The organism is Deltaproteobacteria bacterium, assembly GCA_017302835.1.
In the GTDB taxonomy this organism is placed as follows: domain Bacteria; phylum Bdellovibrionota; class Bdellovibrionia; order Bdellovibrionales; family Bdellovibrionaceae; genus UBA2316.
Window position 1 is genome coordinate 105,280 of record JAFLCC010000005.1, and the last position, 23,061, is coordinate 128,340.

A 23,061-nucleotide genomic window follows, 5' to 3' on the forward strand; every position below is an offset into this window, starting at 1 on the left:
TGAAAAAATGTGATTTTTCAGTGGTCATTAAGTTCAACATCTATTAGTTTTTTGTAAATTTGTGATTCTGCATCTGGTTTTAGAACGGTGAAATAATTTTGACTAGTTTCGGCGAGAACGGTTCCATCCATCAACGTTGTCATTCGATTTGGAAGTTCTTTAAAATGATGAGAGAGATCCTTACTTTCAAATTTACCTGCTGAATTAAGGTTTTGTTTGACGTTAGCTTGTTCTACTTCCAAAGGTTTGAGAATCTGTAGTGATCTTTCTTGTTCAAATATATTCAGCCTCTCTTTAAGAACTTTAATGAAATTAGGATTATCACGAAGGGCTTTTCCAATAAGAATTTGAAAATTTGGTTCTTGAATCACCTCAAACGAGTTTTTGTTTTGTTTCAATGCCAATGCGACAATTTTTGACGTAATGCCTTGAACAGCAGTTTCATGGTTGAATGATTTTTGCTGATAATGGAGTCCACATTGTTGTGCCATCGTTCCATCAATTATTAAAACGATAAAAAATAAGATCATAACTGCCCACTTAGTTTCCATTTTGGACCTCTAATTCTTTTTTAATTAATTTAGCACTCCACAGATAGGCGAGACTGGCGTTACCCTGAAAAGTAGCTTCAGTAGTAATAAAATCTCCAGTGGGAAGTACCAATAGATTAGTTGATATATCAGTGTGTTTTTGGTCACTTTGAATCACTTTAAAATTACCACTGCTATCTTCTTCTAAAATATGAATTTTTCCATTGTTTGAATTTGCAACCAATCTCCCGTCTGGTAATTTTCTGACTTTGAAAACAAAACCACCTTCTACTAAAGGGATGGAGGCGTTAGATTTGTATTGTGAAGGCGCTAAAGGATCTTTGCCCGGTGACCAGACTCTAACACTGCCATCATAAGAAGATGAAGCCAACCTTCCATCACTTAAAAGAGATAAGGAGGTCACTCCTTTCGTGTGTCCTAAAGAGGTTCCTGTTAAACGGGGATTTAGAACGTTTGAAAGGTTCAATGAAACAATTTTTCCTGAGTAAAGTGCAAAGGCGATATCCCCGTTAACTAATTCCACAGCATCTGCAATGCTGGTATCTTCAAGAAATATCTCACCTGATAAATGGCCCTTGGTTCCATTTGGTCCAGGTGTGTAAATGCAAAATTTCCCTTTTGTTTTGATGACAATAATTCTTCCATTTGAAAGTGGTAATAATTGAAGAACCATTTCTCGTCCAGGGATATCAATACCGATGGGGGCTTTTGCATCGCTTCCAGGATAAAGGATCCATAAGGTATAAGACCCTTTGTTAGATTCATACATAGTGGCGCTACCATCAGGTAAGGAAGCATAACCATCTCGAACCTCGCCAATTCGTTTTTGGAACGAACTATTTATTTTTATTTTACCTGTGGAAGGATCTTGAAAGGCAACATAGTCCGTTAACCCATTCATATTAAAAATAATGGTTCCATCTGAAAGAGAGTTCATTTTAAAAATATCTTCCCCTAGCAATTGATGTAAATCTTGAACGGTTTCATAGGGTCCCGGAATAGTAATGGATTTTTTTACTTTCGGAATGATGACAAGAGTAGAAGTTTTTTCCTTAATTTTTTCTTTAAGCTTTTTTAAAAAATTAGGTATACTGGCACTATGTTTTTTCAAAGCTAACAGAACCGATTCTTGTTGGATCACATCGGTTATATCTATACTTCTTTCTTTAGCTGCTTTCATCAATCGTTCTACCAGTGAATCGATGATCTCTTCTTCATTTTGTTTTTCAGATGAATCTTTTGAAACAAGCATATAAGATGATAAACAAGTATTTGCAGCCGCAATTGTAGACTGAAAAAGTAAAGATAATAGACTCATATTAATTAGTATTTTTAATTTTGATGTTACAAATATTTTCATGGTTGCTGTCCTATCTTTAAATTGTTAGGTCTCCATAAATCGAGAGAAGCGTCTTGATTGCTATATACAGAACCTAAATTAGTAATATAAAAGCCTTTTTCTTGAATCAAAATATGAGTGAAACTCGGATATGAATTATTAAATTCGGTTACTCTAAATAAATCAGTTCCCTCTTTTTCTAAAATTGCAAATCCGAAATTAGTGCGTGCAACTAAACGTCCATCAGAAAGGTGTCTCACTTCTAAAACATAGCAGGGACTTTTACAAATATCTACGTGATAGCTTGGAAACCGAGAGTTATTGGAGAGAGTCCAAAATTGGACCTGCTCTGCACTAGATGTAACAAATTGGCCATCCTTTAATAAATCAATCGAGGTTAAGTGGTTTTTTTTTGAATTTAAATAACCAATGAAAGTTGGTTTATTTTTTTTTCTAAAATCCATTAACTTTATCAATCCATTAATCAATGTAAAGGCGACTAAGCCTTTCGAATATTCTATTCCATGTGTAATTGCAGTATCTTCTAATCCACCTGAAAGCGGATCTATAATTCGATCAAAAACGTCGATATTGTCTGAAAATTTGCCTTCGGTACCAAAAAGTCCTGGGTTGTAAATATTCAATTTGTAATTAGTTTTAATCACAATAATTCGACCATCAGATAGGGGCAATAATTTCTTTGCAAAACCATTTTTGGGTATGGGAATCCTCATGGGTTTTTTACTTTTTCCTGGTTTCATGATCCAGAGAAAATCAGGACCGCCATCAGAATAATTTTTTGTAATTCTGGTTTCGCCATGTTCATACATGGCTATACTTCCATTTGGTAACGAAACGTAGCCTTGAAGCCTGGGTTTATCAAAACCCTTAAAAATTTTATCTTTTATTACTAAGTTGCCAGTTGTGGGTTCTTGTTTTGCTACTAAGTCTTCAATTGAATCCGGAATTTCAAATACAATGGATCCATTAGATAGCTTGTAAACATTCTGAATTTTTTCATCTGATAACTCTGGTAAAATGCGTTGTCGTTCGATTGAAAAAGTTCTTATTTTTATATCATTTTTCAATAAAGTGTTTTGGTCATTCTGATTTCGCTCTTTAAGAACCTTTTCCTCAATCTGTTGTTGTTCTTCTTGTTCTTTTTCAACAGATTCTTCTGTTACCTTTTTTTCTGAAGACTCTTCATTTATTTTATGCTGGTTTAGTGCCATTTTTATTTTTTTTATAAAGGAGGGAATTCCAGCACTTTCTCTTTGTAGCGCAAATAAAACGGAGTTTTTTTCGATCATATCGAAAACGTCAATATTATTATTTTTTGAAGCCTTCAGCAATCGAGCTACAACAGAATGAATAATTACATCTTCCTTCTGGCTAAAAGCAGGAAGCGAAAAAGTGGAATTGTAAGAAGACCTACAATTATTCGTTGCCCAAATCTGAGAGTGAATAAAAAGACAAAATGAAATTAGCTTGATTAATGATGAAATTTTTAATTTAAAAGAGGTTTTAATTTTTAAAATCATGGTGAAGTTCCTTTTTCTGCTAACTGCTGTAATTGAAGCAGTAAATCGGCTTCCAATTGCGAAAGGGAATCCAGTCTTGATCCTGTCCATCGTGAATAGTTGGTTAAAACGTCAGCTAATGTTTTGATTACCACTTCAGATGGCGCCTTGCTTTTTCTTATACTAGATAGGAGCAAATCTAAGTCTCTAACAAGGCCAGAATTTTTTGGTGGAGTATTCGTGCTACGATTTTGCAACTCTTCATTTGCCAATCTGATGGATTCAAAAGGTTTGTCAGTGCTAAATAAAGGTACTTTTATATTAGAAATCATTTGGCTTAATTTCCCACTAAGATTTTGATTGCTAGGATCAAAAACAAAAGCATCCGGTGATTCCTGAAGTTGATCTGTATTGTTGATAAATTCGTTCATCATTTCCCTGGTCAAAACAGTTACCATGGCTTGGGAGTTTTTTGTATTCGTATACTGAGCAATTTCTTCCAGTTGGTGGTTTCTCTCTCCGATGGCCACCAGATTAAACATGGTTTGAACACCAGGAGGTAGATCAGCTATTTTTTTTAAAGTGCCAGGCCTATCTATGGCGGCGCCACCGTCGGTTAACAAGATCATATTTGCTTTTTTTAATTTAAGTCGATGAATCAAATCATTTCCGCGGTTTTTATGATCTATATTATCATAAATCATTTGGAAGTGTTTATCAAAACAGGCTTGAATATTTGTATCTTCTTTGGCATCGGTAGGTGAGTTTAAAAACTGAAGAATCGCACTCCTAGCTTCTTCTGCAGACTTAATGTGGATTCCTGGATAAACTGAATTCCCAAATGGAAACAAGACGACTTCGTGAATAGGGTTTCCCATGGGATCGCGTTCAGAAATTGCCTTGTCCACGATGGCGGCAATGGCACTGGCTTGGACAATAGCTGGTGAACCCTTCATCGAACCACTGACATCAAAAAATATATTTGTGTGTTTCCTTTCAATTGAATTTTGTGATCCTGTAGCAGGGTAAGTGGCTTTATAACCCTTCATAAATTGTTGATCCTTGAGTAAGTTTCCTAGAACCATCATGACTGGATCTGGATGATATTGAAAATCTAAATTCCATCGATCGAATTGGGCGATATCTTCGGGACGAGCGAGCACGATATCTTCGTTATCCCTTTCTCGTTTGACAGTTCGAATCATTGATTTAATTTTTCGAACTTTAAATTCCTTTTCTGTATTTAAAAGGAAATTGAAATGCCTGCCCACCATGGAGGTTCGTACCAGATGAGATAGAGATCCATTTTTCAGAGCCGTATAGAGACTGTTTTGATCCATGGATCCTATTTTCAAGGCTTCAGGGTATTGATCCAACACGATCTTACGAATCGTATTTCCTGGAAGTTCACGTATAATTCTTTCAACAAGCTCCTGTTTTGGTGATGAAGGATGGCGGTAAGAATCAAACTGATATTTGATTTCCAACAAAGAATTTAAAAATTCTTTTTCTTCGAAACTTAAATCGCGATATTTGGCAATTGACTCGACAATAGATTTCACATTTTGCAAATTTCGATAGGACAAAGTAGGATTTGTAAAAAACTGTGTTTTCGCTTCGTTCACTAATTCTACAAGAGTTTTATCTTCTTTGCCATAAAAGTGGCTCGCAATGAGATTCGCTTCTGATTTAACTTGAAGGTTATATCCTTGCATTTCAGGAAAATTTAAAAGCAGCGATTCTAAGGTTAACGGCAACTCTCCGATTTTTGTATGATGAACACTGCTCTCTAGGGCATACAAAATAGCTTGCCGAGGGTAGGTCCCCAGCAAACTATCAAAAGACTTGGGAAGGCGATTGATTTGAACTGGAGTCCTAGGCATGTAAATATCTAATGGAATTTGACTTTTAGGTGTTTGAACTTCATGATCTTCTGAATTGTTAGCAGGTCGGGATTCATTATTTTGATTCTCTTTTAGTTTCTTTTCTTCAGATGCAGGGGGTTCATTTTCAGAAGTGTTTCCAATGTTTTTTTCAACAGGGTTTCCGTCATTCCCTGGCTTGTCCTTATTTGGAGTAAAATCAAAGGGAACCCATTCCTCATTGACAAAGATTTCAACCCAAGTGTGTTCAGGTACATCTGCATTAGCCAATTGATATATTTCCTGAGCGATCTCTTTGGAATCAGCAATGTTTCTACCACCAGCAACACGGGTTGGGATTTGAAAGAAGTCTCTTAAAAGAATGGCGCCGATTAAAGCGGCTCCGTCACAGTTAAAGGTTTTCCCTTTTGCTAAGGTTAAGGCTTTGGGGTCGTTCTTAGAAAAAAGATCAGCGAAAAAGTTTTTTTTAGATTTAACGTTTGAATCATTATAATAGGAATAGGGTCCATCTGTTTGAAACCATTCAGATAGGCGTTTGGAAATCAACATTGGGTCGCCTTTACCTTGTGCGCGCGCAGAATTGATACCATCCATCACGTGATCAGGCCAAGATCTAGGATTAATTCCGCTGATCTTGGAGTTTTCTTTGATTTGCTCTGGAGACATTATAATTTTAGGTCCAGGTTCTAGCCAAAAAGTCACTTTTTCTGGTAATGGTTTTTCATTGATGCTTTTAACTTGATATTCCCCTGGAATTGTTGAGACAACAGCATAATCTCTATATTCTGTTAAAACAGGTCTAAATCCATAGGGAGTTGGAATCATTAATTCAGAAGCTTTTTGATAGTTTATGATAAAGTATTTTTCGTTTGCTTTTGTCGGAGAAAAATTTTGAATCGGTAATTGTTCCAGCGGACGAGCCTTGGGATTTTGTTGAAGCGGATCGCTTAAATCTTCATAGGAAAAGGTTCTAAGCAACTTGGAACTAGGCCGAGCGGTTGTGCCATACCAATAGAGATCTCTTTTGTTTTTCACAGCTTCATTGAGGTCCTTATTCTTAACTTCAAATTCTTCTTGACGTTTTTCGTTCAAACGAGGCAATGGTTTTGGCTGAGCATTTGATTTATCGATTTTAGTATCTTTGTTTTCTTCAGCTTGCTTTTCCAAAGGAGAAGCTTTTGCTTCCTTCGTCGTACCTCCTTCTCCTTCGATTTCTGTAGTTCTTGTGGATGAATTTCCATCCTTGTTCTCATTGTCTGTTGTTTGGGTAGATCCACCACCTCCACCGCCTAGGCCAATTCCTTTGATTTTCTTTTTTCCTTTGAAGAAATTAATAATTTTTTCGATAACTTCAATGGTCTTTTTCGTCACTATTTTTCCAAGGTCTTTTGCTTTTTTGAGGAATTCATTTTCAACAATGGGTGGTCTCTCTTTGTTTTTTGAGGTGCTACCAATTGAAGGAGAGTCAAAAACTCTGGAAGCAAAAGAATCATTTTGGGAACTAGAACTAGTTGATTGAGTTTTGCGATAAACCAAAGAGCAGGATTTATTATCACTAGCAAATGAAATTAAGCTAACTGAAAGGATCATTGCGAACGGTAAAATGAATAGCTTCATATTTTTTCCTTTTCATTTTTCTAATTCATGGGCGTCATTTTTATAAGGCGCCACTTTTATAAGAAAATTAATCATAAAAAAAATTTAAAATTAATGAGTCCTTTTAATTTATAAATTTCAATTCTCTTTGAATCTTTGTAAATTATAAATGAAGCGATTCAAAGAGTGAATTTTTCAGGTATAAAAGTGTTCCAAATTTTGGAGCAGGATAAGTGTCTGATATCGTATACAAAATGTGGGGCAGGCTATTGTCTACATTGAGCGGTTTAAACATCACTATGGTAAAATAGTGTTAGCTTCATTATTATTTAGTTCATTAAATAAAAAGTATCATTTACATAGTGAGGTAAAATGAAGTCATTAAACATTAATTCCTTTTGGAAACAAACTTCTATTTCTATATTGATTTTAACTGGACTACTTTCTGTTGCCAGTGCAAATCCTAATTACCTGTGTGGACGATATTATCGAAAGGTAATCAAATCGAGAGTGGTTAGAGGTGATGGTTTTGAAAATATTCACCCAACTAAAGTGAATGCGGCTTGGGAAATATCTCGAGTGGGTCTAGCTGAACTGGCTAGTGAAATCTATGGCTCTGAAAGTTTTCTTTATTATTTGGGTACTGGAATTTTGGCAAAAGAAAATGTTCTTGCTGATGGCCCTGGTGGTGGGGCAAAGACATTTAGTGTGACTAAAGTTTTAGAAGCACAACTGAATGCGGTTAGAGGCGTTGATGAAGAAGCATTGAAAAGTTTGCATAAAGATATCGTCTTTTTTATAGAAGAAATTAAAAAAATTGCTGATGAAGAAAAAACGGAAATAAAAGACCCCTCGAAAAGATTGTTTACCTTACAATTCCACCAACTCCTTAATGAGTCCGCTATTCTCGGTGGACCAAACCCCCTTAAATTTGTAAAAGAAGGGGTTTATGAAATCGACTATAGCCAGGCTTTAATCGCAGAAAAAAATATTTTTGCAATACTCGACGAAGTGGAAAAAGCACCTGTCAATATTCAGATGACAATTTTATCGATACTCAACGAGCGTCAAGCCTTGCCAGGAAATAAAGTCATTGAAACGGCACTTGAATCTATTTCGGCAACAACCAATGCGACATCGGGACAGTTGGTATCCCAAGGATCTCCTGAACAGATCGGTGGCAGAATGGCTTTTTACGATCGATTCGCTCTTAAATTCCACGTCGTCAACGTCGATGCCTCTGAAAAAGATGGTTTTCTTTTTATCGAAAAAGTAAACCCAGAAAAAGGCGGAAAGAGATTCACCATTCTCGATCTTCGTGTTTTGCGAAACTTACTGCCAAAAATTACTATTCCTAAAGAGCTTTTAGATTCAGCGGCGGAGGTTTCGGCACAGTTGGATTTAATCTACTCGGAATACTATAAAACAGCGAAAGAAGAAGCTGAACGTGAAAGAAAAACACCTCGGTTTTATCCACCCTTCTCTGGATCGATTCGAACTAATTCAAAAGTGATTCCTCTGTGGCAATCTGCCTTTTTAATGCGTCAATTATTGATGGGGGTTCCATTTGAATCGGTACGATTGAAAATGGAAGCTAAAGATCTAGTCGATTTATCCCCCGCCTTGTTGCAGGGAGGTCCTGACCAAATTGTAAGTCAACTGGGACAACGTATTCCTTTTTTACAATTTAAAGAAGTCGATGATTTTAATGATAGCGGCGACAATTCAGAATTTGCTTCTGAAAATAGACTTGTTTTTGCAATGTCCAATTACAATTCAAAAGATCATTCTAAAAATAATTCGCCATCAAGAGGAAGTGCAAAAAGAAAAACAAATGTTTTTGAAGAGAATTCCATATCAATTGGATTATATGATCCATCAACACAAATATTTTCGTACAAGTCTTTGAACAGCCAACGAATACAACGTTTGTATTTCGATAGTAAAAATAAAAAACTTATTATAGCTAATATGGAAGTGGCGAAGGAATTGGGCCAAGGCTTAGATTTAGATCAAGTCATCTTTAAGGGAAGTGAACGTAAGGCTCGACGCTTTGAAAACATCAATGAAAGACTGGCCCGAGTACAAAAAAAATACGATGAAGCCACTGTAAAACCAGTTAACACGGAATACAAACTTTATGGAAGCTTAGCCGAATACATAGATAATCCAAAAAGCCTTTTACGAACAGATTCAAAAAAACAACTTGCAGAAATCAAGAATTTCCATGATAGGTTTCTTGATATTATCAACACTAAGATGCGAGACTTATCTCAGGTTAAACTTAATATCTTGGATCCTTCAGCCTATATTCAAAAGGACTTAGAGTTTAAAAATCAAGCCGCTAAACTTGAAGGCGAATTGGTGAAGGCATTGGCCGAACAGAATGTTGATAAATTACTTGAGGCCTCTGCAAAAAGTATCCGTCAAACAATGGAGGAGGCTGCATTCCGATTTAGAAATTCGGCGCCAACAGTAGCTGCTATTATTAAAGTAATGAATGCTCGTCGCAATCTGATGTTGTTTGGTCCACCGGGTTCGGCAAAAACAATGCTTTCACGTATGATTTTAGAAAAAGAATTAGAATGGATCACGGAGGCACAAGCGGCGCAATTAAATCAGCTCATCGTTCAGATTCTTCCAAATGCCTCAAAGCAAAAAGGAAATCTGTGGATCAAGCAATTTCATCCAATGACGACAGAAGGAGACATTCTTGGCCGATTGGATTTAAAAGCTATCGAACAAGGTCAAGGTTATAAATATAACTTAACGGGCACCCTTTCGGCTAAAGATGTTTTTTTTGCCTTACTTGACGAATTTGAAAAAGCTCCTCCGGGCGTGAGAACCGCTCTGTTGTCTATTTTAAATGAGCGTAAGATTTTTAATGGGAGTGATCCAACGATTTCAAATATAATTGCTATCATCATCACAACAAATTCCACTCCTTCCGAGTTTATTACGGGTCAAGGTGATTTTCATGAAGCCTTTCCAATTTATGATCGCATTCAATGGAAAGCCTATTCTTTTAATAAATTCTCTGTCAGTGATTTGAAGGAATTTTATTATCGAATGTACCTACGACAAAAACCGCAAATTTTAAGTCCACTTTTTATGTCTCCTATATCCACATTGAGTAAAAACGTGGTCACTACGCCACGTGACCGTGAACTTCTTAATAAAATTTACTATGAGTTCATGAGCCAAGCAGTGGCCCGTTCAGACAGCGAGCATCAAATTCATTTGAGCAATAAAGAAGAAGTTCCAACTTTCTTTATTCAATCACGTGGTGAAAGTAGACGTTCAAAGATGTCAACAATTTATAATGAATTAGCTCCTACGATACAAATGAACCGTGTTATGAAAGGAGAAAGTGTAACAAGACTAAAAGAAAAATATCGTTTCGAACTGAAGGACTTGGAATCATATGCAGAACTTTTTCTGACTCACAATGATGCTTATTCTGTTAAAGCGGAATATGATGCTGATGGTTTGCTGATTTTTAAAGTGATCGCAAGGGATCATTCAGGACTTCAAGGACATATTCCCGATCGTGAAAAAGACACCATGGATGGATTTAAATGGGAAGCGGATTTAATTGCTTCTGTTATCAATTTGAATCTGCAAGCGATGCTTCGTACAAGTGTTGAGACCATCAAAGAGAATCCATTGATGTACCAATCTGTTTTTGAAAACTCAACGGCTCGAAAACAATGGCTATATAGAAATGGAGTATCTGAAGCAGATCTGGAAAAACCTCTTTTTTGAATAGCTTAGACTGAACCCAATTTCTGAAAGCTTCAACAAGCTGGACTTACCAGTTTGTCTTGGTCCCAACAAAAAAATGCTTTTTTTAAGCTTATCCAAAGCGAGGGTTCTTTTTATATACATATATCCTGTCCATTATCATGATAATAGACAGGATATATGTATATAGTAAAAATATTGTCCCTAACAATTATAAAGAAAGCAGATATTCTGGGAATAAAAAATTTTGATCTTTAAAGTAAAGGCGATCATAAAAAATCATATTTCGGAGAATCAATTTGATGTAGGTTTTGGTTTCTTCGTAGGGAATTTCTTCAATAAACTCGACAACATCACTTCGGTATCTTGATTTAATCCAGCCTTGGAAGGCTGCGGAAGAGGCATTATAACCAGCGATAGTGGGGATGTATTTATTTTCATTGCTTTGTAAAAGACGGCTCAATTCCTTAGTCCCAAGAGCGATATTAGTTTCTTCCTTAAATAAATCAAAGTCGCGATTGAAGGGAATCCCCTCTTCACGAGCTATTTTTTTTCCCATGGCGGGCATTAACTGCAAGAGGCCAAGGGCATCGACAGAACTTCGAGCATAAGGATCAAAGGCTGACTCCTGCCTCATGATGGAATAGACTAAACTGGGTAAAATATTTCTTTTTGCTGAGTATTCAGTAACGAATCCGCCATAGGGCTTTGGGAAAAGAAATTCTGGATTTTTGGTGAGTAAATCATTTTTTTGTTCTGAGCTTAATTGATTGATGGAGTTAATAAGGTTTGAGTGCATTCCAGCTCTTGCATAGAGAATGAGAGAGGTTAAATAATGGCTCTTATCTAATTCGAAAACGATTTGTGCCCACTCTTTGATAACAGAAGTTTGTTTAAAGCTAAGATGCCAGCGCATATTAATCAAATCTTCAGGGGATAAAATATTTTTTAGCACTTCATTTAAATTTTCAGTTTTTTCATTTTTGGTATGGCGCGGAAGTAAATTGAGGGGTTCTTTTTCATCTCTGAAAGTCAGCAAGGTGTAAAAGCTTAAAGGCTCTTTAATCCTTAACAAGTTGATGGTGCTGATATAGGATTCCTTTTTTCCTTGCAGAGAATAGCATCGGGCTAGCCAGTAAAGGTACTTACTATCCGAATTGTTTTTTATTTTGGACAGTAACAGTTCAAGTTGATTTTGCGCGGCTAAATAATTCTTATTTTTGTATTCAAGCCAAGCTAAACTCCAGAGGGTTTTTTCAAAAAATTGATTTTTCAGGTTGGCAACATGAAAACTTTTTTCAAAGAATTTTTTGGAGAGATCATAGTTCTTTTTCTCCTCATAAATTCGGGCCAGCGTATAATATAGCTCTTCCTTTTTGGCGGGGTCGGTTAAATTTTTTTCAAATCGAGTCAGTAACTGGATTGCCTTTTCAGGATTTCCTTCTGTCCAATACCAGCGGGCACGCAGGACTAAGAGTTCGGAAAACCAATTGTTATACTGAACTACAGTAATTTCTTTTTTCTTTTGACTTGTTTGCAGCCATTTCCACCAAAGGTTTAGTACTTTTTCTTGACTCGATTTATCCTGGGTGGATTTTTCAATTCGAAATAATATTTTATAAGTTTTAAATACATTTTCTTTTTCTAAAGACGGTAATTGAATCAAATAATCTAAATGGGCCTTGGCTTGTTTGAACTCTCGATCTTTTATTAAATCTTGAGCGATGCTGATTCGATTAGAGTTTTCTAAGGGTAGAAATTGTGGAAATTCTTTTTGAAAAGCCGAATTAAATAAATTTTTCAGAGCAGGGTCTGTAGATTTATTTGCATCGATGGAGAGGGCTTTGTAAAAATTAAGCTTTTCAATTCGATTTTTTTCGAGGTTAGCGAGTTCAATGCCGTTTAAAATTCTTAGAGATAGGTCGTTAGTTAAAACTCCTTTTTTATAATTTAGTTTTGCAATGGACTCCTTGAAAAGCCGATTTTCAATATTAGAAAAAGGAATAGGCATAGTCACGTCATTAAGATTTTTTGTCGTTAATTCAGAGCAAAATAATTGTTCATTTAAAACGAAATAATTATTTAATGAAACAAAATGAGCCCCTGATTTGAATAGATTTAGATTCAATGACTTTGAAGGTGAGGTTATCGATGTTGTTGCCAGTAAATACTGACAGGCTTTTTCAATATTTGAGTCCTTCAATAAGTCAAAGAGTCTAAAACTGATCCATAGTTTTTCATTCTCTTTGACTCTTGTTGGGTAGATCAATTCAAGACCCTGAGGATCTAGATCCAACCATTCAGGGTAGGTCGATGGTGGGTATTTTTCATCCATTTCTGCATGGATCTGTGAAGTTAAATTTCTATTCGAAGTACAGGAGACCAAGCTCACCAAATTGAAACAAATAAAAATCAACGAGAAGGCTAATGAAAATAAAAACACCGACAATTTGCCTTTAAATTCTAGCTTTTTCTAAAGCTTTAATTCTGTCCTCAAGTGCTGGATGGGTCATAAATAAAGCCATCAGGCCGCCTTTATGCCTATTTGATATTTTCATGGTGGCGAGCATGTCTCTATCTTCAGAAGGAATTTCGTGGACTTGTTGTAACCGTCTTAGGGCCGCAACCATATTACTTCTTGAAGAAAATTGGGCTCCTCCCAGGTCGGCTCTAAACTCTCTACGTCTTGAATAATAATTTACCACCATAGAGCCTAAAATAGTAAATAGGATATCCCCAAGAATGACGACAACAATATGAACAACATAACGAAATTTTTCATCTACTTGACTGGATATTAAGTTCGCTAGGATACGAGAAAAGAACATTGCAAAAGTATTTACGACTCCAGTAATTAAAGTCATGGTGACCATATCTCCGTTGGCAATATGGGCAATCTCATGACCCAGAACTCCATCGACCTCATTTTCATTCATGCTTCGTAAGAGTCCTGTTGAAACAGCAACTAAAGAATTAGATTTGCTGGGTCCAGTGGCAAAAGCATTGACATCTTCAGAGTCATAAATAGCTACTTCAGGTGGCTTGGGTAGCCCTGCCCTTTTGGCTAACTCATGAATTCGATAAACCAAGCCAGAAAAAGTGGGGTCACTCGTGCGGGGATCGATGATTCTTAAACCGAGCATCCATTTAGCCATCATTTTTGACATGAGTAAAGAAACAAAAGCCCCGGTAAAACCAAACAAAGAACACCAAATTAGTAACCCAACCATATTGGAATTAACCGCTTTTAATCCTAAAAAATGAGAAATTAAAGACCAAGCTATCCCGACGGTGACGACGACCAATATGTTTGTCAGTAAAAAAAGTCCAATTCGCTTTATCATTTGCATAACGAAATCTCCCAGTTAAAAAAGTTAAACAGTTAAAAAGTTAAATAAGTCATCAACAAAAAAACACCAACTAATCTATCACTAGCACAGAATCTGAAGATCTTTTTAAAAAAGTCAATATGTCAAGAGACAGTCTCAGGCTTATTTTTTAAAGAAAGTAAGCTTCCCGTTCCCTGGCTAAAATTAAATTTGAGGGCAGAGCTCTCTAATTCGATGATAACTTTTCCGCCGTCCATGAGTCGCCCAAAAAGCAACTCGTCGACAAGGGGCTTTTTTAAAAATTCGTCGACAGCTCTGGCCATGGGCCGTGCTCCATAGGCACGGTCATAGCCCTTTTTCATCAACCACCTTAAGGCCTCATTGGAAATAAGCAGTTCTACCTTCTTCTCAGCAAGATTCATCTTGAGTTCATCGACAAACTTATTTGCTACTTTAAAAATGATTTCTTCAGACAAATCTTTAAAATAAACAACAGAATCTAGTCTATTTATAAATTCAGGGGCAAAGGTTTTTTTAATAGCTTCTTGGCTAATGTGGGTTCGGTTGTCATCAACAATCCCAATACTTCCCTTAGAGACCTCAAAGGCTCCCGCATTGGTCGTTAAAATCAAAATAACATTTTTGAAATCAGCAACCCTTCCTTGACTGTCTGTTAATCTCCCCGCATCCATCACTTGGAGTAAAGTGTAAGTGATATCTGAGTGAGCCTTTTCAATTTCGTCCATCAGGATAACCGAGTAGGGTTGCTTGGTGACGGCTTCAGTAAGAAGCCCACCATCTTCATAGCCTACGTAGCCTGGGGGGGCACCAACGAGTCTTGCTACGGAGTGCTTTTCCATATACTCACTCATGTCAAACCGAACAAAGGGAACACCCATCAGCTGAGCTAATTGTTTACAAACCTCGGTCTTGCCAACCCCTGTTGGACCCGCAAAAAGGTAAGAGCCAATGGGTTTGTTTTGACGAGCCAAACCACTACGCGATAATTTGATGCTGGCAACCAATTTATCGATGGCTTCGTCCTGTCCAAAAATAAGAGCCTTTAATTTTTTGTCTAAATCTTTCAGCTGACTTTTTTCGTTTGAAGAAATTTGCGCGACAGGTAAACCCGTCATTTTAGCAATCACTTCTTCAATATTTTCTGGTTCCACATTAATAGTTTCGGCAGAAGTTTCTATTGAAGTCTCTACTGACGCCTTTTTAAGCCGCAGGAAACTTCCACATTCATCAATCACATCAATAGCCTTATCGGGGAGCAATTTATTATTGATGTGTTTTATCGATAAATCTACCGCCGCTTTTAATGCGGCAACAGAATACTTGACTCCATGAAACCTTTCATATTGGGGAGCTATCCCCTTCAGAATTTCAACCGTATCAGCGGTGGATGGTTCTGGCACATCTAATTTTTGAAAACGACGATTCAGGGCGCGATCCTTTTCAAAGTGCTGCCGAAATTCAACATGAGTAGTCGAACCTATACACGAAATTTCACCACTAGCAAGGGCAGGTTTTAATAAGTTCGAGGCATCCATGCTGCCACCACTAGTGGCTCCTGCACCGACCAGAGTATGAATTTCATCGATGAACAAGATGATATTTGGCTTCTTTTTGACTTCCTTTAAGATGGTTTTAATTCGATTTTCAAAATCACCGCGAAATTTGGTTCCTGCTAATAAAGATCCCATATCCAGAGAATAGATGATTTTATTTTTTAAAACTGAGGGAACTTTTCCTTCGACAATATTCTTTGCCAAACCCTCAATGATGGCTGTTTTTCCGACACCAGGTTCGCCAATAAGTAAGGGGTTGTTTTTACTTCGTCGCATCAGTACTTGGGTTAATCTTTCCAAGATTTCTTCTCGACCAATCAAGGGATCAATTTTTCCAGCTAGCGCCTTTTCGTTTAAATTAACACAAAATTGGACTAAGACGTTGATTTTAGACTCATCTTGAGGTTCTCCATCAAAGTCTTTTTTTGCGGACTCATCCGAATTTGTTTCTGTGGATTCTTTGGGAATTCCATGAGAAATGTAATTGATAATATCAAATTGACTGATTCCTTGCTGGCTTAAGGCAAAAACGGCATGGGATTCCTGCTCATAGAATAAGGATACCAATAAGGTTCCTTCGTTTATTTTATTTTTCCCCGCATTTTTTACCTGCAGAGCCGACCGTTGAATCAAGCGGTGACAGGCTAGGGTGAACTCGGGGGTCCAAACGTCAAAACCTCCATAACTATCTAGTTGCTCCTGAGAAACCAAGGGGCAATTTTTTTTCAGATATTCTAACAAAGTTTGTTTTAATTTGGGAGCGTCTCCTCCGCAGGATTGGATGATATCTACAGCTTTTGCCGATCCACAAAGAGAATAGAGGATGTGTTCCAAAGTCACAAACTCGTGCCTATTTTTTTTGGCCATGTCGGTAGCTTCTGCCAGCTTTCTTTCTAATTCTTTTGACATCATCAGAAACCTCTTTCCTTCAGCGGTGACTAAGTAACCTCTTCGAGGGTACTTTTTAAGGGGTATTGATTCATCTGAGCAAATTGATTCGTTTGCATGACCTTCATCTCACCAATTTCTAAAGTAAATACACCGGCAACCCCTGCCCCTTTTTGATGGACATCCAGCATGACTTTAATTGATTCTTCTTCCGTTTTATTAAAAAACTTTTTTAGAATTAAAACCACAAAATCCATGGGCGTGTAATCATCATTGATTAAGATGACTGAAAACATTTTGGGGGTGTCTGTCTTTGGAACAGACTTTGGGATAATTTGAACCGACCCATCGCCTTCTGGAGAGTAAGGTAAGTTTTTATCGTTTTGTGAAAAAATTGTCTTCATAACCCATAATATGAGTTCGACTCGAATCTTGTCTATAAGAACCAGACTAAAATAGAAGGATTTGTAGATAGAATTAACAGAGAAAGAAACATAAGAGTTTAATTTTTCGATTTTTTTTAATATTTAACGATTACCCTCACCTATTGAAAAAAAGGGACGATAAGACACCAGGCGAGGATTCAATGGATTTTTCAATATTTGATAACTCTTTTGATATAGTTATTGTTTATGATTCTAAAGGTTTTATTAAATATGGTAATTCCGCCTTTTATCTTTTTGCTGGATTGTCTCCAGCGAGAGTTATTGATAAGATGGATTTGGGAAAAATATTTTTAAGCTTTGATGAGGTGCCGCTTCATCTACCTTATTTTACTCAAATTAAAGATCCTACCACCATAAAAGTTGTTAATTTTAAGTCCAAAAATAATGAAAAAGGACTTGGTCAATATTCGGTGACGCCCTTAGAAAATGAATTGAAACTTTTCTTTTTTAAGGACTTAACCATTGAAGAAGATTTACATAAAAAATACCGCAGAGAAATGACCCTCAAAGACAAAAAAATTGAAGAAATGGATTCCTTGATTCAGCTTCTTCAGAACACCAGGCTAGTTAAAGAATCAAAGAAGATCATGGAAGAATTTGCAAAACATCTATTGAATCATTTTGGTATTGGAATTGGTTTTTTGAAAACGTCTGAAGGTGAAATTCTTAAAGTTATCAATTCAAAGCAAATTGGTTTTACCTCCTCCTATGATCCATTAGTTCAATGGATCCACTGGCTTCATCCCGTAAAAAAATATTCATATTACAAAGGGCAAGAGCTACAAGAAGTGCTGAAAACTTTTTATCCTAACTTGTACTCACTAGTTATTATTCCCATTGATGCTCAAAGCAAGGATTCCTTCGAGGTTTTTATCCCTTTCCCTTCTGAAGACAAATCTGAAAATTTTGATCATGATCAGGTGGTGACACTGGCAGATCAAATGAAGTTACTTCTGCAAAACATGACTTTAGAACGATTATCCATCTTTGACGATCTCACGAAGTTACATAATTCTCGATTCTTTCGTGAGAAATTAGACGAATATACAAGTCATTATGAAAAGTTAAATTTAATGATCTTAGATATCGATTTTTTTAAAAAAATTAACGACACCTATGGCCATTTGGGTGGAGATGCTGTTCTTATTCAGGTTGGAAAAATTCTGAAAGGATTTCAGAATAAGGAAATATTAGTCTCTCGCGTTGGAGGCGAAGAATTCGCCATCTTGGCCCCGAATCAGACTTTAGAAGAGACAGAAAAACTGGCACAAAAAATCTCTCAAGAAATTCGTCAGACCCTTATTCCCTACGATGGTCATCAAATTAAAATCACAATGAGTTTTGGAATCAGCAATTGGAACCCAGGATTTTACTCGGTCCGTGATTTTTACAAAAAAGCCGACGAAGCCTTATATCAAAGCAAGACCAATGGCCGGGACCGAGTCACTGTTTTAACCTGTACCAATGTGAAACAAATAAAATGATTTATTCCGCTTTTAGATTTACTTTCAATATTGAATTTTATTAATTATTGATATTGAATGGTGATTAATATTCTAGAGTTTTTTAATTTTATAAAATGTGGGAACCAATGTTAAGTAAACTGCTAGTCACACTTTGTGTTATTTTGATATATTTTATCAATGTAGACATATCAAAGAAAACATTTTCTGCAGACGGGGGGCATTTACTTTGTATTAACGAAAATGCAAAATATTTTACCTTTGGTAATAATGAACAATTAGTTGATTTGCTTTGGATACGGTTTCTCCAAGAAGTAGATGCTTACAATGAATTTAAAATTGCAGAGGCTCATCTTTGTCCCGATAATACATCAAGTTGGCATTTTCAATTATTGAATGTAGCTATTGATTTAGATCCAAAATTTTATGAAATGGCGACAACAGGTCCGCTAACTGTTTCCGTGACCATTAGCGATGCCAAAGGGGCATCCATTCTCTTTGATAAAGTGGTAAAGAATTTTCCAAATAAATGGAAAATTCTTTACCAGGCTGGGTATCAAGCTATTTTTGAAGAGAAAGACTTTAAAAAAGCTGCTGATTTATTAACCAGAGCCGGTCAAAATGGCGCTCCAAAGTGGGTGTTTAGTTTAGCTGGTGGTTTGTATAACGAAGTAGGTATGAAGGCCTTGGCTGAATCAATTTATCAGTATCTTGTTGAAAAATTTCCAGAAGATGAAGTCACTCGTAATCTTAAACAAAAGTTAGATAACAAAGTTAAAAATTTTTATGAAAAAAAATAGATTTTTTAAGTAGTTGAAATTTATAAAAATAAGAGGCGGTTAAAATGGGGGCTCACTTAAAAGCTATTTTGTCTGTGGTTGTAGTCATGCTTATAAGCTTCCTTGGAGTTTATTTCTATTTAGGCGAAAGTAAGATTCTTCAGAAAGAAACACAGAAAGTAAATGATGAAGTCTCTTTAACTCTTCCACAAGAAAAAATAAAATTGATGGATGGGGGGGGCTTGTCGCCTTCCGAGTTCAAGGGAAAAATTATTATTCTTAATTTTTGGGCCAGTTGGTGTGCGCCCTGTATTGAAGAGGTACCATCCTTAATTGAATTAACAAAAAAAAATAATCATGTTATTGTATTGGCTGTTTCAGGAGACAAAAATAAGGAAGATATTAGGGCTTTCATAAAGTCATTTCCAGAATTTAACAAGGAACCATTTTATCAAGTTTGGGATAATAATGAAAAATGGTTGAAAAGTTTTCATATTATAAAGCTGCCAGAATCTTTTATCTTTAATTCGAAAGGTGAAATGGTGAAAAGGATATCTGGAACTATAAATTGGAATACAGCTGATTCCTTGAGCTATTTTAGCAGTCTAGATTAATCTCCTTGAAATTAACGTCTCTTCTTTAGCAATAAGTGCTTTCTGGAGCTCTTTAATTCAGAGCTTTCTTGACAGAAAGAGTTTTATTCGCATAGTTTCATAGGCGTTTTGATTTTGAATCGGGAGAGGTGTCGGCATGTCCACAAATCGTGATTATTATGAAATTTTAGGTGTTTCTCGTGATGCAGATACTGAGACGATTAAAAAGTCTTATCGTAAAATGGCGATGCAATACCATCCAGATAGGAATCCAGATAATAAAGAGGCTGAAGAAAAGTTTAAGGAAGCGGCTGAGGCCTATGATATTTTAGGAACTCCAGAGAAACGATCTCAATATGACCGTTTTGGTCATGCCGCTTTTAAACAAACCGGAGGAAGAGGCTCACATCCTGGATTTGAGAATGTAGAAGATATTTTCTCTAATTTTGGTGATATTTTTGGCGACATTTTTGGCATGAACAGCGGAGGTCGATCGCGACGTTCCAGAAATGAGCCGCGCAAAGGTTCTGATTTAAGGTATATAGTTGAAATAAGTTTAAAAGAAGTGATTACGGGATTTGAAAAAGAAATCGAATTTGAAACAGAAGTGGGCTGTAAAGAATGCCATGGTAGTGGAGCTGAAAAAGGAAGTCATGCAGAGACCTGCTCTATGTGTGCTGGAGCTGGCCAGGTCATTTCACGGCAGGGTTTTTTTTCCATGCAAACGCCTTGTCCTCAATGCCGGGGTGAAGGAACTTTAATTAAAAAACCATGCAGAACTTGTAAAGGTACCGGCAGAAGTTCGAAATCAAAAAAAATCCAGGTGACAATACCCGCGGGTGTAGATAACGGGACTCGCTTAAGAATTTCCTCTGAAGGAGAGGGGGGCTTCAAGGGTGGGCCTCCAGGCGATTTGTATGTAGAAGTGAGAGTTAAGGAACAGGAAAATTATGAACGTCATGGAAATGATTTGCATTCCATTTTAAAAGTCCCTTATGTGTTATTGCTTTTAGGAGGAGAAGTGGAAGTTTCAACGTTAACTTCTAAAGAGAAAATTGAAATACCTAAGGCTTCACAACCTGGGAGTCAGGTGAAACTTCGTGAGCATGGATTTCCCTCCATTAGGTCGCAACGTCGAGGAGATATGTATTTCCATCTCGAAGCTGAATACCCTAAAAAAATCTCATCCGAAGAAGAAAAACATCTTAAAGAAATTGCTAAATTGTATCATATCGAGGCTCATGATACTAAAAGTGGTTTTTTCGCAAAGAAAAAGTAAATTAGCACAAAATATCAGCACAATAGAGATTCTTTTTTGATTATGGACCTTGACCAAAAGGAATACAGGCTCAGATTGTTTTTAGAAGGTTTAACTAAACAATGGAGAAAAGTATGGGAAAAATTATAGGCATAGATCTTGGGACGACCAATTCGTGCGTGGCGATTATGGAAGGTGGCGAGGCTAAGGTTTTAGTCAATGAAGAAGGAGCTAGAACGACACCTTCGGTGGTGGCCTACACGAAAGATAACGAAAGACTTGCTGGCCAAATAGCGAAGCGTCAGGCAGTTACGAATCCAGAGAATACAATTTATTCTGCAAAAAGATTTATCGGAAGAAGATTTTCTGAGGTTCAAGAAGAGACCAAATTGGTTCCCTATAATGTAGTTGAAAAAGGGAATGATTGCGCTTTCAAAGTTCGCGATAAATTAATTTCTCCTGAAGAAATTGGAGCTGCTGTTTTAGCTAAATTAAAAAAGGTTGCTGAAGATTATTTAGGTGAAGAGGTTAAAGAGGCTGTTGTTACGGTTCCTGCCTACTTCAACGATGCCCAAAGACAAGCCACCAAAGATGCTGGAAAGATCGCAGGGCTCGAAATTAAAAGAATTATCAATGAGCCCACAGCTGCGGCCTTGGCTTATGGTTTAGATAAGAAGAAAAATGAAAAAATTGCCATCTACGATTTTGGTGGAGGGACTTTTGATATCTCGATCCTTGAAGTTGGTGATGGAGTTGTGGAAGTGAGATCTACCAACGGGGACACGCACCTGGGTGGAGATAACTTTGATACTCGTATTTTAGAATGGATGGTTGCTGAGTTTAAAAAAGATCAAGGTATCGATTTGAAAAATGATAAAATGGCTTTGCAGCGTTTGAAAGAAGCAGCTGAAAAGGCTAAGATCGAGTTATCATCTTCACAAGAGACAGATATCAACTTGCCTTTTATAACCATGGATCAAACAGGTCCTAAGCATTTACAAATGAAGCTTTCGAGGGCTAAATTTGAGCAAATGGTTGATGACTTAGTCCAAAAATCCATTGAACCTTGTAAGAAAGCCCTTCAAGATGCGGGTCTTAAGACTTCTGAAATTGACGAGGTTGTTCTGGTCGGTGGATCTACTCGAATTCCTGCAATTCAAAAATCGGTGAAAGACTTTTTCGGTAAAGAGCCAAACAGGACAGTGAATCCTGATGAAGTTGTGGCTATCGGCGCGGCTGTTCAGGGTGGTGTTCTTTCTGGTGATGTGAAAGATGTGTTGTTGTTGGATGTAACTCCTTTGTCTTTGGGAATTGAAACTTTGGGTGGCGTGATGACAGCTCTTATCGAAAGAAATACGACCATTCCAACGAAGAAGTCTCAGGTATTTTCGACGGCAGCAGATAATCAGCCAGGTGTTGAGATTCATGTTCTTCAAGGTGAAAGAAAAATGTCCACGGATAATAAATCTTTAGGGCGCTTTGAATTAACTGGCATTCCACCCGCTCCACGAGGGGTTCCACAAGTAGAAGTTACTTTTGATATCGATGCCAATGGTATTTTGAGTGTTTCTGCGAAGGACTTATCTTCAGGAAAATCTCAACAAATTAAAATCACTGCACAAAGTGGTTTAACTGAAGAAGAAATCAAAAAAGCTGTCAGAGAAGCTGAACTTCGTGCGGATGAGGATAAGGAAAAAGTAGAAGCCGCTAAACAAAGAAATGATTTGGAAAATTTAGTCTATCAAACTGAAAAAATGATTAAAGAGGCTGGTTCTAAGGTATCCGACGCAGAAAAGAAATCCATTGAAACGGTTCTAGCTGAGGCCAAGAAAACAGTTGAAAATAAGTCATCAGCTTATGGAGAAATGAAAGCGGTTTTTAGCAAGTTGCAAGAAGCCACGCATAAGTTGTCAAGCGAGATGTACAAACAAGGAGCTGGTGCTACACCTGGCAGCGATGCTGGTGGAGCTCAGGGTTCTCATGGGGCCACCGGTGCTGCCGGTTCAGAAACCGCAGGTGCTGGGAAGAAAGATGGCGATGATGTGATTGATGCTGATTATAAAGATGTGAATTGATATAAGGGAAAGATTACACAAAA

General features: G+C 36.9%; 14 protein-coding genes. 6 read left to right on the forward strand and 8 right to left on the reverse strand.

Translation table 11 applies throughout. The features are described 5' to 3' along the window. Positions 1-17: 17 nt before the first annotated feature. From J0M15_07130 to J0M15_07145, 4 genes are read right to left on the reverse strand one after another with little or no spacing between them, the layout of a single operon-like run. Positions 18-551 carry a hypothetical protein gene (locus tag J0M15_07130; protein ID MBN8536809.1) on the reverse strand — a complete coding sequence of 178 codons (534 nt, stop codon included), beginning with the start codon at positions 549-551 and terminating at the stop codon, positions 18-20. Then, on the reverse strand, positions 541-1,911 hold the full coding sequence (locus J0M15_07135) for a hypothetical protein (protein MBN8536810.1): 1,371 nt from the start codon (positions 1,909-1,911) through the stop codon (positions 541-543). The genes J0M15_07130 and J0M15_07135 overlap by 11 nt, the downstream gene beginning before the upstream one ends. Further along, a complete protein-coding gene (locus J0M15_07140) occupies positions 1,908-3,431 on the reverse strand; it encodes a hypothetical protein (GenBank protein ID MBN8536811.1) in 1,524 nt (507 codons plus the stop codon). The genes J0M15_07135 and J0M15_07140 overlap by 4 nt, the downstream gene beginning before the upstream one ends. Continuing rightward, positions 3,428-6,910 (reverse strand): hypothetical protein, encoded by a 3,483-nt coding sequence (locus J0M15_07145; GenBank protein MBN8536812.1) that lies wholly within the window; start codon positions 6,908-6,910, stop codon positions 3,428-3,430. The genes J0M15_07140 and J0M15_07145 overlap by 4 nt, the downstream gene beginning before the upstream one ends. Positions 6,911-7,261: 351 nt before the next feature. Between J0M15_07145 and J0M15_07150 the strand changes: the two genes are divergently transcribed. Further along, positions 7,262-10,654: an AAA family ATPase gene (locus J0M15_07150; protein MBN8536813.1), complete on the forward strand. Its 3,393-nt coding sequence runs from the start codon at positions 7,262-7,264 to the stop codon at positions 10,652-10,654. Between the two features lie 190 nt (positions 10,655-10,844). Here J0M15_07150 and J0M15_07155 read toward each other — a convergent pair whose 3' ends face one another. The 4 genes from J0M15_07155 to J0M15_07170 form a co-directional block, all read right to left on the reverse strand. Next, positions 10,845-13,082: a lytic transglycosylase domain-containing protein gene (locus J0M15_07155; protein ID MBN8536814.1), complete on the reverse strand. Its 2,238-nt coding sequence runs from the start codon at positions 13,080-13,082 to the stop codon at positions 10,845-10,847. 7 nt (positions 13,083-13,089) lie between these two features. Beyond that, the gene (gene htpX / locus J0M15_07160; protein ID MBN8536815.1) at positions 13,090-13,983 is read right to left on the reverse strand and encodes a protease HtpX; all 894 of its coding nucleotides are present in this window, start codon (positions 13,981-13,983) and stop codon (positions 13,090-13,092) included. A gap of 122 nt (positions 13,984-14,105) precedes the next feature. Then, positions 14,106-16,448 carry an ATP-dependent Clp protease ATP-binding subunit ClpA gene (gene clpA / locus J0M15_07165; GenBank protein ID MBN8536816.1) on the reverse strand — a complete coding sequence of 781 codons (2,343 nt, stop codon included), beginning with the start codon at positions 16,446-16,448 and terminating at the stop codon, positions 14,106-14,108. Positions 16,449-16,474: 26 nt separating this feature from the next. Beyond that, positions 16,475-16,828, reverse strand: a complete 354-nt coding sequence (locus J0M15_07170) for an ATP-dependent Clp protease adaptor ClpS (GenBank protein MBN8536817.1) — start codon at positions 16,826-16,828, stop codon at positions 16,475-16,477. Between the two features lie 182 nt (positions 16,829-17,010). Between J0M15_07170 and J0M15_07175 the strand changes: the two genes are divergently transcribed. The 5 genes from J0M15_07175 to dnaK all read left to right on the forward strand — a co-directional run bounded on the left by J0M15_07175 (position 17,011) and on the right by dnaK (position 23,038). Next, entirely contained in the window at positions 17,011-18,354 is a 1,344-nt protein-coding gene (locus J0M15_07175) for a GGDEF domain-containing protein (protein ID MBN8536818.1), read from the forward strand. A gap of 107 nt (positions 18,355-18,461) precedes the next feature. Continuing rightward, positions 18,462-19,133, forward strand: coding sequence for a hypothetical protein (locus J0M15_07180; protein ID MBN8536819.1), 672 nt, complete (start codon positions 18,462-18,464; stop codon positions 19,131-19,133). A gap of 44 nt (positions 19,134-19,177) precedes the next feature. Beyond that, complete coding sequence (locus J0M15_07185) at positions 19,178-19,726, forward strand: TlpA family protein disulfide reductase (GenBank protein MBN8536820.1); 549 nt, start codon at positions 19,178-19,180, stop codon at positions 19,724-19,726. 136 nt (positions 19,727-19,862) lie between these two features. Then, on the forward strand, positions 19,863-20,984 hold the full coding sequence (gene dnaJ, locus J0M15_07190) for a molecular chaperone DnaJ (GenBank protein MBN8536821.1): 1,122 nt from the start codon (positions 19,863-19,865) through the stop codon (positions 20,982-20,984). A 113-nt stretch (positions 20,985-21,097) separates the two neighbouring features. Next, the gene (gene dnaK / locus J0M15_07195; GenBank protein MBN8536822.1) at positions 21,098-23,038 is read left to right on the forward strand and encodes a molecular chaperone DnaK; all 1,941 of its coding nucleotides are present in this window, start codon (positions 21,098-21,100) and stop codon (positions 23,036-23,038) included. The last annotated feature ends 23 nt before the right edge of the window (positions 23,039-23,061 follow it).

What these genes read in the sequence shown, in the direction of transcription:
- J0M15_07130 (MBN8536809.1), bottom strand. Translation starts at nt 551, where the DNA reads ATGGAAACTAAGTGGGCAGTTATGATCTTATTTTTTATCGTTTTAATA.
- J0M15_07135 (MBN8536810.1), bottom strand. Translation starts at nt 1,911, where the DNA reads ATGAAAATATTTGTAACATCAAAATTAAAAATACTAATTAATATGAGT.
- J0M15_07140 (MBN8536811.1), bottom strand. Translation starts at nt 3,431, where the DNA reads ATGATTTTAAAAATTAAAACCTCTTTTAAATTAAAAATTTCATCATTA.
- J0M15_07145 (MBN8536812.1), bottom strand. Translation starts at nt 6,910, where the DNA reads ATGAAGCTATTCATTTTACCGTTCGCAATGATCCTTTCAGTTAGCTTA.
- J0M15_07150 (MBN8536813.1), top strand. Translation starts at nt 7,262, where the DNA reads ATGAAGTCATTAAACATTAATTCCTTTTGGAAACAAACTTCTATTTCT.
- htpX (MBN8536815.1), bottom strand. Translation starts at nt 13,983, where the DNA reads ATGCAAATGATAAAGCGAATTGGACTTTTTTTACTGACAAACATATTG.
- clpA (MBN8536816.1), bottom strand. Translation starts at nt 16,448, where the DNA reads ATGATGTCAAAAGAATTAGAAAGAAAGCTGGCAGAAGCTACCGACATG.
- J0M15_07170 (MBN8536817.1), bottom strand. Translation starts at nt 16,828, where the DNA reads ATGAAGACAATTTTTTCACAAAACGATAAAAACTTACCTTACTCTCCA.
- J0M15_07175 (MBN8536818.1), top strand. Translation starts at nt 17,011, where the DNA reads ATGGATTTTTCAATATTTGATAACTCTTTTGATATAGTTATTGTTTAT.
- J0M15_07180 (MBN8536819.1), top strand. Translation starts at nt 18,462, where the DNA reads ATGTTAAGTAAACTGCTAGTCACACTTTGTGTTATTTTGATATATTTT.
- J0M15_07185 (MBN8536820.1), top strand. Translation starts at nt 19,178, where the DNA reads ATGGGGGCTCACTTAAAAGCTATTTTGTCTGTGGTTGTAGTCATGCTT.
- dnaJ (MBN8536821.1), top strand. Translation starts at nt 19,863, where the DNA reads ATGTCCACAAATCGTGATTATTATGAAATTTTAGGTGTTTCTCGTGAT.
- dnaK (MBN8536822.1), top strand. Translation starts at nt 21,098, where the DNA reads ATGGGAAAAATTATAGGCATAGATCTTGGGACGACCAATTCGTGCGTG.